Consider the following 14,544-nt stretch of genomic DNA (forward strand, 5'->3'; position numbering starts at 1 on the left):
GAAGGCGTCGGGGACGCGCGCCAACTCGAACAGCTCGTCGCCCGGGCCGTGGCGAACTGGGCGTTCCGCACCTACCGCCGCCAGCCCCTCATCATCCCGGTCATCATCGACGCCTGAGCCACACCCGGGCAGCACCGTCCCCGTTCCGGCCACGGATCCGCCAACACCGAGGCCGGACGGGGGAGTCGGCACATGGAACGCGCTGTTGCGCGGACGGCGGCACGGCGCGTCCAGGTGCGCATCGGACCGGCACGAGTGGGCGGTCCCCGACCGGTCCCCAGGAATGATCGAAGGGCCGTTCCAGATTCCTCTGAAACGGCCCTTGACCTGCGACTCTCACAAGTCGGGACGACAGGATTTGAACCTGCGACCCCTTGACCCCCAGTCAAGTGCGCTACCAAGCTGCGCCACGTCCCGTTGCGGTCTCACGCGGGACGTTCCGTGTGATCACGCAGGTCAACCCTACCGCACGCGCGCGGGTGCCGGTGTCTGCCCCGGCACGGGCCGTGGCTCGGCCGGGCGGCCGGGGCGGCGGGCCGGGACGAGCAGGGCCGCCCCCGTCGCGGCCAGGCAGAGCAGGGCGAGCAGGGCCCAGCCGTGGGTGTACCCGGAGGCGTACGGCAGGCCCGAGGGCTGGAGCCGGCCGGTGACCAGGACGCTGGTGAGCGCGGCGCCGATGGAGCCGCCGATGGTGCGGATGTTGGCGTTCATCCCGGTCGCGGCGCCGGTCTGTTCCGGCGGCACACTGCCCACGATGAGGTTGGCCATCGAGGCGAAGGCCAGTCCGATGCCGAGCCCGAACAGCCCGGCGACGACGGCGATCTGCCACTGGGCGTCATGCCAGAGGGTGAGGAAGCCACAGGCCAGCGCGCCGAACGCGGCTCCCGTGGTGAGCAGCGCCTTGGCGCCGACGCGTGGCTCCAGGCGGCCCGACAGGACGCCGGAGAGGAACATCGCGACGAGCATCGGCAGCATGAGCAGGCCGGACGCGGTCACGCCGGCACCGAAGCCGTAGCCCGCCACGGTGGGCGTCTGGACGAACCCGGGCAGGAACGACCAGATGGAGTACATGCCGGCGCCGAACAGCAGGGCGGCGGTGTTGGTCGTCCAGACCGCGGGCAGCCGCAGCACCCGCAGATCGATGAGCGGGCTGCGTGAACGGGCCTCGGCCGCCAGCCACACCGCGAACAGCAGGACGGCGAGGGCGAACAGGCCGAGCACCTTCGCCGAGCCCCAGCCCCACCGCCCGGCCTGACTGAGGGGCAGCAGCAGGGCCACCAGCCAGCCGGAGAGCAGCACGGCGCCACCCCAACTGACCCTGCCCTGCGCCCTCTTGGGCGACTCGGGAACATGACGCAGGGCGATCAGGACGGTCAGGGCGACGATCCCCACCGGGATCCAGAACAGCCAGCGGTAGTCGAGCGCGGACACGATCGGCCCCGCGGCCACCATGCCGACACCGCCGCCGGCCGCGATCACGGCGGAGAGGTTGCTGATGCTGCCGCTGACCTCGGCCGGGGCGAACTCGTCCCGGATGATGCCGAAGGAGAGCGGGAACAGGGCGCCGCCGACGCCCTGGACGACCCGGGCGACGATGAGCACGCCGATGCTCGGGGCGAGCGCGGCGATGAGACAGCCCGCGAGGACGGTGACCAGGACGGCGACCAGGGTCCGCTTCTTGCCGGCGAGGTCGCCGATTCGGCCGAGGATCGGGGTGAAGACCGAGGCGGACAGCAGATAGGCCGTCATCACCCAGGTCGCGGTGGACTGGGAGGTGTGCAGGGCGTGCTGGACGGTCGGCAGGGCCGGTGCGATCAGCGACTGCAGCATGGAGAACACGCCGGCACCGGTCGCGAGGACCGCGAAGGTGAGGCGCGTCGACGGGCGGGACATGAGGAAGCCTCTCCGAGGACAGGGATGCGGAGGGTCGAGCGGTCGGGGCACGGCTGTACGGGCCGCGCGAGAGATGCGGAGGCCGGCTCGCGGGCCGCGTCCGGCCACGGCGGAGCCACCCCGCACTGGTAAAGTGGAGGTACCCCTCCACTGTAGCGGAGGTACCCCTCCGGTTCAATCGGCCCTCTTCCCGGGAGGCAGCAGTGACGGCCACGCCGTTCCCCGTCAGCGAGATCGTGGCGACCCGCCGCCCGCACCGTAAGGACGCCGCCCGCAACTACGACGCCCTGCTCGACGCCGCCCGCGAGGCGTTCGCCGAGCACGGGGCCGAGGCCTCCCTGGAGGACATCGCCCGCCGCGCCGGCGTCGGCATCGGCACGCTGTACCGGAACTTCCCCACCCGCCGCGATCTCTTCGAGACCGTCTACGCGGACGAGGTCAACACCCTGTGCCGGGCGGCCGCCGAACTCGCGGACCGGGAGCCCTGGGAGGCCCTGACGGCCTGGCTGGACCGGTTCGCCGGATACATGGTCACCAAGCGGGCGGTGCGCGAGGCCCTCGACGGCGAGTCCGGCATCTTCCAGGCCTGCCGCGAGTCCATGTACGCGGCCGGCGGCCCGCTGCTGGAGCGCGCGCAGCGGACCGGCGCCGCCCGGGCGGACATGGACTTCGGGGACCTGCTGCGGATGGTCGCCGGGATCACGGCGACCGTCTTCGACGACGACGCCCAGCGGAACCGGGTCCTGGCCATCGCCCTGGACGGAGTCCGCGCCGGCCGCTGACACCGCCCCGCCGCCCCACACACCCGGCACCCGGTCTCCGGAAGCTCCGCATCCGGTCCCTCCGCGCCCCGGTGCGGTACGGCCGATGCCCGGCCGCGCTCCGGCCACCGCCCCCACGAGGTCGGCGGCCTCCCGGCGGACGCCCGCCGCCGGCCGCCGGTCCCGGACCGGTGCCCCACGGACGCCCTCCGCTGCCCGCCGTTGCCCGCCGGGCCCGACTCGGGTGCCCACGGTCTCCGGCGGCTACTTGATGAGCGCGTTCGCCGCCACCACGATCAGCCCGAGCATCGCGTCCCCCAGCCCCATGAGGACGGCGACCGGCCAGCGCCGTGCCGACCAGCGGGCCGTGAGGAGGCCGAGCACGAACAGGATCACGATGTTGAGGGCGAAGGCCGTGTACTCGACGCCCTTCGCGGCCCACCACCCCCACCGCGCGCCCGCGAGCAGGAACACCGTCGGCAGCACGGCCGTGACCAGCGGCCACTCGTCGCGCACCGCGAGGAACACGTCCCACCGGCGGTGCGGAGTCCGCTCGGCGATGTAGTGGGCGTAGCCGTGGGCCAGGGCCGAGGCGCACGCGGTCACCAGCACCCACGCGGCGTCATAGCCACGGACCTCGGCGGACGTGTGCCCGTACCGGGTGAGCGCCGCGACCATCGAGCTGGCGAGGACGGCCCCGTACACCCCGCCGAACAGGACCATCTCGCGCATGCTGTGCCGCCCGGGTGGTGGACCGGCCGCCGTGGAGTCAGCCATGTCCCCACGATCACCCGGCCCCGGCGCCCCCGCCAGTGCGCGCCCCACCCGTCCGCGCCCGACGAAGTGTCCTCCGACCAGGCCCGATGCCGCACACTCTGTCCACGCCGCCACGGCTCACCCGGCGGCTAGGGTCGGGCTCATGACGCACAGCTTCGCGCTCCATGTCCCCGACGCCGACCTCGAACCCGAGCCCCTGGACCCGGAACAGATCGTCTCCGGCAGCCCCGAGGTCACCGGAAAGGTGGTCTGGGAGTCGCCGGACGGGCGGCAGGTCCGGGGCGTCTGGCAGATCACCCCCGGGGTGGTCACGGACACGGAGGCGGACGAGCTGTTCGTCGTGATCAGCGGCTCGGCGACGATCGAGGTGGAGGACGGGCCGACGCTTCGGGTGGGGCCCGGCGACATGGCGGTGCTGCGCGCGGGCGACCGTACGACATGGACCGTGCACGAGACGCTGCGCAAGGCGTACGCGATCAGTCTCTGACGCCCGGGGCCGCCCACCGCCCGGCTACGACGCCGGGGTGCCGGCCGCCTCCGGACCGTCCGGCGGTCCCGTCGTCCCCCGTACCTGGAGCGTCGGCGGGGCCAGCTCGACGCCGCCGTCGCCGCCGTGACCGGCCAGGCGGTCCAGCAGGAGGCCGGCGGCGCGCCGGCCGGTCTCGTACGGAGCGGTGTCCACGGTGGTCAGCCAGACGTGCCGCAACCGGGAGATGGCGGTGTTGTCGTACCCCGCCACCGACAGGTCCCGGGGCACGCGCAGCCCCAGCTCCACGGCCGCCGACAGCGCGCCCACCGCGGCCATGTCGTTGACGGCGAAGAGCGCCGTGGGCCGCTCCGGGCGGCCGAGCAGCCGTACGGTCCCGCGGTAGCCGCCCTCCTCGGTCAGGTCGCCCGGTTCGACCAGCGGCTCGGCGCCGTGCGCCCGCATCGCCGTCTCGAAGCCGCGCCGGCGCAGTGCGCCGACGGCACCGTGGCCCGCCAGGTGCGCGATCCGGCGGTGGCCGAGCCCGAGCAGGTGCTCGGTGACGAGCCGGGCGCCCCGCTCGTCGTCCCCGGCCACGACGTCCACGCCCGGCGGCTGCGCCTCGCGGGCACCCGCCACGACCACCGGCATCCGCCGGGCCAGGGTGCCGAGCGCACCCGCGTCCGGGACCGTGCCGACGACCACCAGTCCGTCGACACCCAGATCCAGGAAGGGTTCGGCCAGGTCGTGGCCCATGCGCCGGTTGAGGCGGGCGTCGGCGAGCAGCATGTGCAGGCCGGCCGCGTGCAGCAGGGAGTTGAGTCCGTCGAGCAGCTCCACGAACCAGGGGTTGCGCAGGTCGTCCAGGACGACGCCGACGGTGCGGCTGCGCTGTTCGCTGAGGCTGCGGGCCGCCGCGTTCGGGCGGTAGCCCAGCTCCCGCACGGCCCGCAGCACCGCCTCCCGCTTCTCGGGGCGCACCGGGCCGGAGCCGCGCAGCACCAGGGAGACCAGCGACTTCGACACACCGGCCCGTTCGGCCACGTCGCGGATCGTCGGCGGTCTCATGGCATGGACCGTTCCATGCGGCGTGCCGCCCTGTCAAAGGGTTGACACACTGGCAATGTCGGCTCAAAGGTGGCCTGGACGAAAGATGGACCGGTCCAAAGAGGGGCTGTCATGGTGGAAGCGCTGGGTGTCGCCGTCATCGGATTCGGCTGGATGGGCCGCGTGCACACCCAGGCGTACGCCCGGCTCCCGCACCACTATCCCCGGCTCCCGCTGCGGCCCCGGCTGGTCACGGTCGCCGAGGAGGTGCCGGGGCGGGCCGAGGAGGCCGCCGAGCGCTTCGGGTTCGCCTCCGCGACCCGGGACTGGCGGGAGGTGGCCGCCGACCCACGGGTGCGGGCCGTCAGCGTCACGGCGCCGAACTTCCTGCACCGGGAGATCGGTGTGGCGATGGCCGAGGCCGGCAAGCACCTCTGGATCGAGAAGCCGGTGGGCCTGACCGCCGGGGACGCCCGCGCGGTCGCGGACGCGGTCGCCGAGGCCGGCGTGCAGGGCACGGTCGGCTTCAACTACCGCAACGCGCCCGCCGTGGAGTCCGCCCGCGAGCTGATCGCGTCCGGCGGGATCGGCAGGGTCACCCACGTCCGCATCCGTCTCCTCAGCGACTACGCGGCCCATCCGGACGGCGCCCTGACCTGGCGGTACGAGCGGGAGCGCGGCGGCAGCGGGGTGCTCGGCGACCTGGCCTCGCACGGTGCCGACCTGGCCCGCTTCCTGCTCGGCGACATCGCCTCCCTCACCGCCGACACCGCTGTCTTCGTACCGGAGCGCGCCCGCCCGGCCGGGGCCACGGCCGGGCACACCCTGGCCTCGGGCGGCGAGCCGGGCTTGGTCGAGAACGAGGACTACGCCGGCTGCCTGCTGCGCTTCGCCTCCGGCGCCCGCGGGGTCCTGGAGGCCTGCCGCGTCTCGGTCGGCGAGCAGAACAACTACGGCTTCGAGGTGCACGGCACCCGGGGCGCGGTCTTCTGGGACTTCCGCCGGATGAACGAACTGAGGGTGAGCCGCGGCACCACATACCAGGACCAGCCGGTGAGCACCGTGTACGTCGGGCCGGGCGCCGGCGAGTTCGCCGCGTTCCAGCCGGGCGCGGCCAACGCGATGGGCTACGACGACCTGAAGGTGATCGAGGCGTACCGCTTCGTACGCTCCGTCGCGGAGGGCACGCCCTACGGCGCCACGCTCGCGGACGCGGTGCACAGCGCCACCGTGCTCGACGCCATGGCACGGTCCGCGGAGAGCGGCCGGTGGGTCGGCCTGTAGGCGGCGGCTCAGGCGGGAGGCATGTGGTACGGCGACCACCTGGATCGCCGCCGGCAGCGGCGGTCCCGCGGGCGGCAGCGCGCCGTGGAAGCGCATCACCAGACGCAAGGCCGCGCCGTTCCCGTGAGCGAAAGAGGAACACCGATGTCCGTCGGAACCGGGAGAGCTGAGGCACGCATGGGACTTCTCGACGACAAGGTCGTCCTCGTCAACGGGGGCAGCCAGGGCGTGGGGGCCGCGGTCGCGCGGGCCGCGGTCCGGGAGGGGGCCGTCGTGGCGGTGACCGGGCGGCGCACGGAGCCGGGCGAGGCGCTGGTGGCGGAGCTGTCGGCCGCCGGGGGCCGGGCGCTGTACGTGCGCGCCGACCTGGCGGACGCCGAGCAGGCCAAGGCGTCGGTGGCCGAGGTCGTGGACGCGTACGGCCGGATCGACTGCCTGGTGAACTCGGCCGGTCTGACCTCGCGGGGCACGCTGCTGGACACCACGCCGGAGCTGTTCGACGCGCACATCGCGGTCAACCTCAGGGGGCCGTTCTTCGCGATGCAGGCGGCGGTCGCCGACATGACGGCCCGCGAGGCGCCCGGCACGATCGTCAACATCATCACCTCGTCGGCGCACGGCGGACAGCCGTTCCTCGCGCCGTACGTCGCCGCCAAGGCAGGTCTCATGGGTCTCACCCGGAACGCGGCGCACGCCCACCGCCGGGACCGGATCCGGATCAACGGCCTGAACATCGGCTGGACCGCGACGGAGGGCGAGGACGCCACCCAGCGCGCCTTCCACGGCGCGGGCGACGACTGGCGGGAGCGGGCCGGGGCCCGGCTGCCGATGGGCAGGCTCGGCCGGCCGGACGAGATCGCGGACTTCGTGGTGTTCCTGCTGTCCGAGCGGTCCGGGGTGGTCACGGGGTCGGTGATCGACTGGGACCAGAACGTTCTGGGCGGGCTGGACTGAAGGACCGGGCCCGTCCGGCGGTCGAGGCCGGGCCCGAAGGGCTACCGGGTCCGGGGCGGTGCCCCGGACCCGGCGACGGACAGCAACCACGCACAAGGAGCAGTGGAGCACATGCGCATCGGAATCCTCGGTCTCGGCCGCATCGGCGCCTTCCACGCCGAGACCCTCTCCGCCCTCGACGCCGTCGAGTCGCTCGTCGTCACCGACCCGTTCGCGCAGGCGGCCAAGGCCGCCGCCGAACGGTTCGGGGCCGAGGTCGCGGACTCACCGGAGGCCCTGCTGGCGGCCGGCGTGGACGGCATCGTCGTCGCGGCGGCCACGGACGCCCACCCGGAGCTGATCCGGGCGGGGGTGGCGGCCGGGGTGCCGGTCTTCTGCGAGAAGCCGGTGGCCCGCACCATGGCGGCGGGCGTCGAGGTGCTCGCGGCCGTCCGGGGCCGCGGCGTACCGATCCAGATCGGTTTCAACCGGCGCTTCGACGCGGGCTTCGCCGCCGCGCGGGCCGCCGTGCGGGCCGGTGAGCTGGGCAAGCTGCACACGGTCCGCTCCACGACCCTGGACCCGGCGCCGCCCCCGGCCGCGTACGTGGCCGCGTCCGGCGGGATCTTCCGCGACTGCTCCGTGCACGACTTCGACATCATCCGCTGGGTGACGGGCCGTGAGGTCACCGAGGTGTACGCGGTGGGCGGCAACCGGGGCGCCGACTACATCGCGGCGGCCGGCGACGCCGACACCACCGGCGCGGTCCTGACGCTGGACGACGGCACGATCGCGGTGGTGTCCAACTCCCGGCACAACGGGCGCGGTCACGATGTGCGCATGGAGCTCCACGGCTTCGCCGACTCGATCGCCGTCGGCCTGGACGACCGGCTTCCGCTCCGCTCGGTCGAGCCCGGTGTCACCTTCCCCTCCGGCACCCCGCACGACTTCTTCATGGACCGCTTCGCCGACGCCTACCGCGCCGAACTCACCGCGTTCACCGAGGTGGTGGCCGGCACCCGGCCCTCCCCGTGCACGGTCGAGGACGCCCTGGAGGCCGGCTGGATCGCCGAGGCCTGCACCCGGTCGCTGCACGAGCACCGGCCGGTGACGCTCGCGGAGGCGCGAGGGGAATCGCGAGGGGAATGAGGCACGCCGACGGCGCCCGGGCATCTGCCGGGCGCCGTCGGCGTGCCGGGGTCAGCCGCAGTAGCGGATCAGCCACTCGTCCGGGTTGTACGTGTCCCGCGCCGGGTCGGGCAGGGTCGCCGGCTTCGTCTCCACCGTGTCCTGCGGGCGTATCCGCTCGGGCAGGTGGCCGAAGCGCTCGTGCCGCCGGGCGGCGGCCGCTTCGGCGGCTTCCTGGGGCGTCTCGTGGAGTTCCGTGCGGTGTGCCATCTCGTCCTCCCGTCCGCGCGGGCGTTCCCCCGTCGTCGGTGAGAACGCCCGCGTGCCCCTGGTTGGTTCCCGGCCATCCGCTGGCCGAATCCGTCGTGGTACCGCAGGAACCGCGCGCGGGCGGGGAAACCCCTTCCGGGCCTCTCCGGATCTCTTTTTGGGGGGGGAGCCGTCAGGCTCCGCAGGACCTGAGGAAGCGGCGGGTGCGTACGGCGATCGGCAGCGGTACGTCCGGCTCGCACGGGTACATGTCCTGCTCGACGATGGCGAACAGCTCCACACCCAGCTTCTGCGCCGCCTGCAGCACCGGCCCCAGCTCCGGGACGCCGGAGGGCGGTTCGCACATCACCCCGCGCCGCACGGCCGGCCCGAACGGCACCCCGCCCGCGACCACCCCGGCGAGGATCTCCGGGTCGACCTGCTTCAGGTGCAGGTACCCGATGCGCTCGCCGTAGGTCTCGATCAGCTTGACGCTGTCGCCGCCGCAGTAGGCGTAGTGCCCGGTGTCCAGGCAGAGGCCGACCAGGTCGGCGTCGGTCGAGTCCAGGAAGCGTTCGACGTGTTGCTCGGTGTCGATGTGGGTGTCGGCGTGCGGGTGCACGACGATGTCCAGGCCGTAGGTCTCCCTGACCTCGTGGCCGAGCCGCTCCATGCCCTTCGTCAGGTGGGCCCACTGCTCGGCGGTCAGCTCGGGCGGCTCCAGGATCTCGGCGGTCCTGTCGTCCCGCCAGAAGGAGGGGATCACCACCAGGTGCCGGGCGCCCATGGCCCCGGTGAGCGCGGCGACCTGGCTGACGTGGGCCCAGGTCTCCTCCCAGACGGCGGGGCCGCGGTGCATGCCGGTGAAGACGGTGCCCGCCGAGACCTTCAGGTTCCGCCGGGCCACCTCCTCGGTGAGCCGCGCCGGGTCGGTGGGCAGGTAGCCGTACGGGCCCAGCTCGATCCAGTCGTAGCCGGCCCCGGCGACCTCGTCGAGGAAGCGGTCCCAGGGCACCTGGCGCGGGTCGTCGGGGAACCAGACGCCCCAGGAGTCGGGGGCCGAGCCGACCCGGATGCGGTCGAGCGGGGTGGGGTGCGCCATCTCAGGGTGTTCCTTCCGGGGAGGTCGCCACGGGTGCGGTCAGGTCGCTCTCCTCGGGCAGTTCCTCGACGTCGACGCCCCGGACCTGGGCCAGCTCGTGCTTGAGCGCGGCGAGTTCGGCGCCGCCGGCCATGTGGTTGGTCAGCTCCTCCAGGCCGATCTCGCTGCGGTCGGCGGACAGTTCGAGGGTGCCCAGGCGCAGGACGCTGAAGTGGTCGCCGACCATGTAGGCGTGGTGGGGGTTGTGGGTGATGAAGATGACGCCGAGGCCGCGGTCGCGGGCGGCGGCGATGTACTTGAGCACCACGCCGGACTGCTTCACGCCGAGGGCGGCGGTCGGCTCGTCCAGGATGAGGACGCGGGCGCCGAAGTAGACGGCCCGGGCGATGGCCACGCACTGGCGCTGGCCGCCGGAGAGGGTGCCGATGGGCTGTTCCAGGTCGTCCAGGGCGATGCCCATGTTGCGCAGTTCCCGGTCGGCGGTGGCCTTCATCCGGGCGATGTCGAGGCGGCGGACGGGCCAGGGTCCCCGGGTCATCTCCGAGCCGAGGAAGAAGTTCCGCCACACCGGCATCAGCGGGACGGTGGCGAGGTCCTGGTAGACGGTGGCGATACCGCGGTCGAGGGCCTCGCGCGGGGTGGCGAAACGCACCGGCCGGCCGTCGACGAGGAAGTCGCCCTCGGTGTGCCGGTGCAGCCCTGAGATGATCTTGATGAGAGTGGACTTGCCGGCGCCGTTGTCGCCGAGCACGCAGGTGACCCGGCCGGCGTGGACCTGGAGGTCGACGCCGTGCAGGGCGCGGATGTTGCCGTAGGACTTTCCGGCGCCGCGCAGTTCGACCAGGGGCCCGCCCTCGGCGGGGGCGCTGTCCTTCAGGACGGCGCCGTGGGTTCCGGATGGGTTGTCAGTCATGGGTCACCTCCGGGTCGCCGCGCGGCTGACCCACAGATTGATCAGGACGGCGCCGAGCAGCATCACGCCGAGGAAGGCCTTGAACCAGTCGGGGTTCCAGCCGGCGTAGACGATGCCCTGCTGCACCATGCCGAACATGAACGCGCCGAAGACCGGGCCGATGGCCGAGCCGTAGCCGCCGGTGAGCAGGCAGCCTCCGATGACGGCCGCGGCGATGTAGATCAGCTCCTGCCCGACGCCCTCGCCGGACTGCACGGTGTTGAACGCGAACAGGTTGTGCATGCCGACGAACCAGGCGCCGAACCCGACCAGCATGAACAGCGAGATCTTGGTGAAGGTCACCGGGACGCCGACCGCGCGGGCGCTGTCCTTGTTGCCGCCGACCGCGAAGATCCAGTTGCCGTACTTGGTGCGCAGCAGCACCCAGGTGGCCAGGGCGGCGAAGACCAGCCACCAGACCACGGTGATCTTCACCTGGACCCCGCCCACGTCGAAGGAGGAGGCGAAGATCTTCTTGGCCTGGCCGAAGCCGTCCATGTCGCTGATGTCGTCGGTGGCGACGTTGCTCGTGACGAGCTTGGTGACCGCGAGGTTGGCGCCCTGGAGGATCAGGAAGGTGCCGAGGGTGACCAGGAAGCTGGGCAGCCCGGTCTTCACCACCATCCAGCCGTTGAACGCGCCGATCGCGAGGGACGCGACCAGGGCGACGATCACGCCGGTCCACACGTTCAGGGTCAGCTGGTAGCTGATCATGCTCGCGGTGAGCGCGGAGGAGATCACCGCGACGCCGGAGGACAGGTCGAACTCGCCGCCGATCATCAGCAGGGCCACCGGCAGCGCCATGATCCCGATCGTCGACGACTGGTACAGGATGTTCGCCATCGAGCTGCCGTCCCGCACGGGCGGCGCGGTGATCAGGAAGAACACCAGGACGGCGAGGGCCCCGAGGAAGACGCCCACCTCGGGCCGCGCCAGGAGCCGCAGGGGCAGCGGGCGGCGGGCGGTGCGGCCGTCGGTCCGCTTCGGGCCGGACGCCGGCGGCCTGTCCACCGCCGGCTGAGCCTGCTGGGACATGCTCATCACCGGGTGCCCTTCGCGGCGAACTCGGCGACCTTGTCGACGTTCGACTTGTCGACGAAGGCCGGTCCGGTGAGCACCGGCTGCTCACCGCCGCCGCTGTAGTTGCCGTTGTTCTTGTAGAGCCACAGCGCGTCGACCGCCAGATAGCCCTGCAGCCAGGGCTGCTGGTCGACGGCGAACTCGATGGTGCCGTTCTGGACCGCCTTGACCAGTTCCTTGTTGAGGTCGAAGGTGGCCACCTTGGCCTTGCTGCCGGCGTCGCCCACCGACTGGACCGCGGTCATGGCGAAGGGGGCGCCGAGGGTGACGACGGTGTCGACGGAGCTGTCCTGCTTCAGCTTCGCCGTGATCGTCGACCCCACGGACGGCATGTCGGTGCCGTTCACGTACAGGGTCTCAGCCGTGCCCTTGAACGTCTTCTTCACGCCGTCGCAGCGCTGGGTGAGGCCGACGTTGCCCTGCTCCTGGATGACGCAGATGATCTTCTTGGCGCCGGTGGTGTTGAGCTTGTCGCCGAGCGCCTCGCCCGCCACGCTCTCGTCCTGACCGAAGAACTCCAGCAGGCCGAGCTTCTTCCAGTCGCTCACTCCCGAGTTGAGACCGACCACGGGGATGCCGGCCCGCTCCGCGCCCGCGATCACGCCCTTCATCGCGTCGGGCTTGGCCAGGGTGATCGCGATGCCGTCGACCTTCTGGTCGATCGCGTTCTGCACCAGGTTGGCCTGGTTGCCCGCGTTCGGGTCGGCGGAGTAGACGAGCTTGACGTTGTCCTTGGCCGCCGCGGCCTCCGCCCCCTTGCGGACGGTGTCCCAGAAGGTGTCGCCGGGCGCCTGGTGGGTGACCAGCGCGACGGTCATGCGGGGGGTGTCGGCCTTGCCCGCGGCGGCGTTCGCCGCTTCCTCCTCTGCCTTCTTGCCGCCGTGACTGCTGGAGCAGCCGGCCAGGGTGAGGACTGCCGCGGCGGCCACGGCCACGAGGGGGGCCGGTCCGCGGGAGCGGGGGCGAGAAGAGCGGTCCATCTTTCCTGCACCTCACTGTGCGTGCGACGGGGCAAGGGACGCGGATGCGTTGGGACGGGATACAAGTCTCTGCCGGGCCCGCTGTCAATACTTTGTTAAGACATCATTTCACAAGCAGGTCCGAATGTAAGTACAAATCACGGGCACCCTCACCCTCCCGGCCACGCACCCGGCAGACATGAGCCCAGTACACCGCACCCGGCCGCGAACGGCACCGGGTGATCGCGCGCTCGATCCGGTGGCGACCATGCCCACTGGACACCCCGCCATGCCTTCGCCTTTCTGCCGCTGGTCAGAACCCGAAACGGAACCCCCTGTTTCGCACAGCCCCCTCGGCCGTCCGGGCCGCGCGGGGATTCCTCGCCCGCCGGCCCCAACAACGCAGGTGGCGATGACGATTACGTTTCGGGCAAGAGACCGTCGAGTGCGCCCGGAGCTCTTGACTCATGCGCGGACATGGGACTGTCATTACGCCCACGATGTTCGGTCGAGTTGGTTTCTGATCGGTTTCGACGACCTTTCGGTGACCGACTCATCCCCGTGGCCGAACCCCGGATTCCTCAGGAGCCGCCATGCGCCTCTCCCCTTCCGGCCTTTCCGTCCCCGGCCCGAGCCGACGTTCCCTGCTGCGCGGAGCGAGCGGTGCCGCCCTGCTCGCCGGGGCCGGCACCCCCCTGCTGTCCGCCTGCGGAGGCAGCGCTTCCGGCTCCGACCCGAAGACCGTCACCGTCGGCTCCAACGCCTCGGACGCGGTACCGAAGTCGGCGTTCGAGAGTGTCTACGCCGCCTTCAAGAAGCAGTCCGGCCTCACCGTCGACGTGAACACCAAGGACCACAACACCTTTCAGGAGCAGATCAACTCGTATCTGCAGGGCACTCCCGACGACGTGTTCCACTGGTTCGCCGGTTACCGCATGCAGTTCTTCGCGGCGAAGAAACTGGCCACGCCGATCGACGACGTGTGGGCGAAGATCGGGGACAACTTCCCGGAGGCGATGAAGAAGCTCAGCAAGGGCGAGGACGGCACGTTCTACTTCGTGCCGCTCACCACGTATCCCTGGGCGGTCTTCTACCGCAGAAGCGTTTTCCGGCAGCACGGGTACCGGATACCCGCCACCTGGGACGACTTCGTCGCCCTGCTGAAGCAGATGCAAAAGGACGGCCTGGTGCCGCTCGCCTTCGGCGACAAGGACGCCTGGCCGGCGATGGGCACCTTCGACCAGATCAACTTCCGTCTCAACGGCTACGACTTCCACGTCGAACTGATGGCGGGCAAGGCGTCCTGGACCGACGCCAAGGTGAAGGACGTCTTCGACCACTGGGCCGAGATCCTCCCCTACCACCAGGACGGCTTCATGGGCCGTACCTGGCAGGACGCCGCGCAGACCCTGGTGTCGAAGAAGGCGGGCATGTACCTCCTGGGCTCCTTCGTGGCCCAGCAGTTCACGAACCGGGCCGACCTGGACGACCTGGACTTCTTCCCCTTCCCGGAGATCAACTCCTCGTACGGCCAGGACACGGTCGAGGCACCGACCGACGGCTTCATGGTCAGCAGGTCCCCGAAGAACCACGCCGGTGTGGTCAAGCTGCTGGAGTACCTGGGCAGCCCGGCGGCCGAGGAGCTGTACCTCAAGACCGACCCGAGCGTGGTCGCCGCCTCCCACAAGGCCGACACCTCCTCCTACTCGGCCCTGCAGAAGAAGGCGTTCGAGATGATCGGCGGCGCCAAGAGCCTCACCCAGTTCATGGACCGCGACAGCCGGCCCGACTTCACCTCCACGGTGATGCAGCCGGGACTGCAGAAGTTCCTCCAGAACCCCAAGGACGTGGACGGCCTGCTGTCCTCCGTCGAACGCCAGAAGAAGACGATCTTCGCCTCCTCATGAGCGGCC

At 71.7% G+C, this 14,544-nt stretch carries 14 protein-coding genes and 1 tRNA gene; 6 read left to right on the plus strand and 9 right to left on the minus strand.

All coding sequences use genetic code 11. The annotated features are described in order from the left end of the window. Positions 1–343: 343 nt before the first annotated feature. Both FHS34_RS24260 and FHS34_RS24265 read right to left on the minus strand, forming a co-directional pair. A tRNA-Pro gene (locus FHS34_RS24260) sits at positions 344–417 on the minus strand. A 45-nt stretch (positions 418–462) separates the two neighbouring features. Next, entirely contained in the window at positions 463–1,893 is a 1,431-nt protein-coding gene (locus tag FHS34_RS24265) for an MFS transporter (RefSeq protein WP_184968955.1), read from the minus strand. A gap of 203 nt (positions 1,894–2,096) precedes the next feature. On the opposite strand from FHS34_RS24265, the gene FHS34_RS24270 reads away from it, so the two are divergent. Further along, positions 2,097–2,675: a TetR/AcrR family transcriptional regulator gene (locus tag FHS34_RS24270; protein ID WP_184968956.1), complete on the plus strand. Its 579-nt coding sequence runs from the start codon at positions 2,097–2,099 to the stop codon at positions 2,673–2,675. Between the two features lie 243 nt (positions 2,676–2,918). Here the strand turns inward: FHS34_RS24270 and FHS34_RS24275 are convergent, their stop codons facing one another. Then, positions 2,919–3,431 carry a hypothetical protein gene (locus FHS34_RS24275; RefSeq protein WP_184968959.1) on the minus strand — a complete coding sequence of 171 codons (513 nt, stop codon included), beginning with the start codon at positions 3,429–3,431 and terminating at the stop codon, positions 2,919–2,921. A gap of 142 nt (positions 3,432–3,573) precedes the next feature. Here FHS34_RS24275 and FHS34_RS24280 point away from each other — a divergent pair, with 142 nt between their 5' ends. Continuing rightward, a complete protein-coding gene (locus FHS34_RS24280; protein WP_184968961.1) occupies positions 3,574–3,918 on the plus strand; it encodes a cupin domain-containing protein in 345 nt (114 codons plus the stop codon). 24 nt (positions 3,919–3,942) lie between these two features. On the opposite strand, the gene FHS34_RS24285 is transcribed toward FHS34_RS24280, so the two are convergent. Then, on the minus strand, positions 3,943–4,965 hold the full coding sequence (locus tag FHS34_RS24285; protein ID WP_184968964.1) for a LacI family DNA-binding transcriptional regulator: 1,023 nt from the start codon (positions 4,963–4,965) through the stop codon (positions 3,943–3,945). Positions 4,966–5,076: 111 nt separating this feature from the next. On the opposite strand from FHS34_RS24285, the gene FHS34_RS24290 reads away from it, so the two are divergent. The 3 genes from FHS34_RS24290 (at position 5,077) to FHS34_RS24300 (ending at position 8,310) form a co-directional block, all read left to right on the plus strand. Beyond that, positions 5,077–6,228, plus strand: a complete 1,152-nt coding sequence (locus FHS34_RS24290) for a Gfo/Idh/MocA family protein (RefSeq protein WP_184968966.1) — start codon at positions 5,077–5,079, stop codon at positions 6,226–6,228. A 177-nt stretch (positions 6,229–6,405) separates the two neighbouring features. Beyond that, complete coding sequence (locus tag FHS34_RS24295) at positions 6,406–7,182, plus strand: SDR family oxidoreductase (protein ID WP_184968967.1); 777 nt, start codon at positions 6,406–6,408, stop codon at positions 7,180–7,182. Positions 7,183–7,293: 111 nt separating this feature from the next. Beyond that, entirely contained in the window at positions 7,294–8,310 is a 1,017-nt protein-coding gene (locus FHS34_RS24300; RefSeq protein ID WP_184968969.1) for a Gfo/Idh/MocA family protein, read from the plus strand. 51 nt (positions 8,311–8,361) lie between these two features. Here the strand turns inward: FHS34_RS24300 and FHS34_RS24305 are convergent, their stop codons facing one another. From FHS34_RS24305 to FHS34_RS24325, 5 genes are all read right to left on the minus strand, one after another. Further along, positions 8,362–8,559, minus strand: a complete 198-nt coding sequence (locus FHS34_RS24305; RefSeq protein ID WP_184968971.1) for a hypothetical protein — start codon at positions 8,557–8,559, stop codon at positions 8,362–8,364. Between the two features lie 172 nt (positions 8,560–8,731). Further along, positions 8,732–9,640 (minus strand): sugar phosphate isomerase/epimerase family protein, encoded by a 909-nt coding sequence (locus FHS34_RS24310; RefSeq protein WP_184968973.1) that lies wholly within the window; start codon positions 9,638–9,640, stop codon positions 8,732–8,734. 1 nt (position 9,641) lies between these two features. Then, positions 9,642–10,553, minus strand: coding sequence for an ATP-binding cassette domain-containing protein (locus FHS34_RS24315; RefSeq protein ID WP_184968976.1), 912 nt, complete (start codon positions 10,551–10,553; stop codon positions 9,642–9,644). A 3-nt stretch (positions 10,554–10,556) separates the two neighbouring features. Further along, positions 10,557–11,633, minus strand: coding sequence for an ABC transporter permease (locus tag FHS34_RS24320; RefSeq protein ID WP_184968978.1), 1,077 nt, complete (start codon positions 11,631–11,633; stop codon positions 10,557–10,559). Beyond that, positions 11,633–12,652: a sugar ABC transporter substrate-binding protein gene (locus FHS34_RS24325; RefSeq protein WP_184968980.1), complete on the minus strand. Its 1,020-nt coding sequence runs from the start codon at positions 12,650–12,652 to the stop codon at positions 11,633–11,635. The genes FHS34_RS24320 and FHS34_RS24325 overlap by 1 nt, the downstream gene beginning before the upstream one ends. Positions 12,653–13,224: 572 nt before the next feature. Between FHS34_RS24325 and FHS34_RS24330 the strand changes: the two genes are divergently transcribed. Continuing rightward, positions 13,225–14,538 carry an ABC transporter substrate-binding protein gene (locus FHS34_RS24330; RefSeq protein WP_184968982.1) on the plus strand — a complete coding sequence of 438 codons (1,314 nt, stop codon included), beginning with the start codon at positions 13,225–13,227 and terminating at the stop codon, positions 14,536–14,538. Positions 14,539–14,544 lie beyond the last annotated feature (6 nt).

Source organism: Streptomyces echinatus (assembly GCF_014203595.1).
Lineage (GTDB): Bacteria > Actinomycetota > Actinomycetes > Streptomycetales > Streptomycetaceae > Streptomyces > Streptomyces echinatus.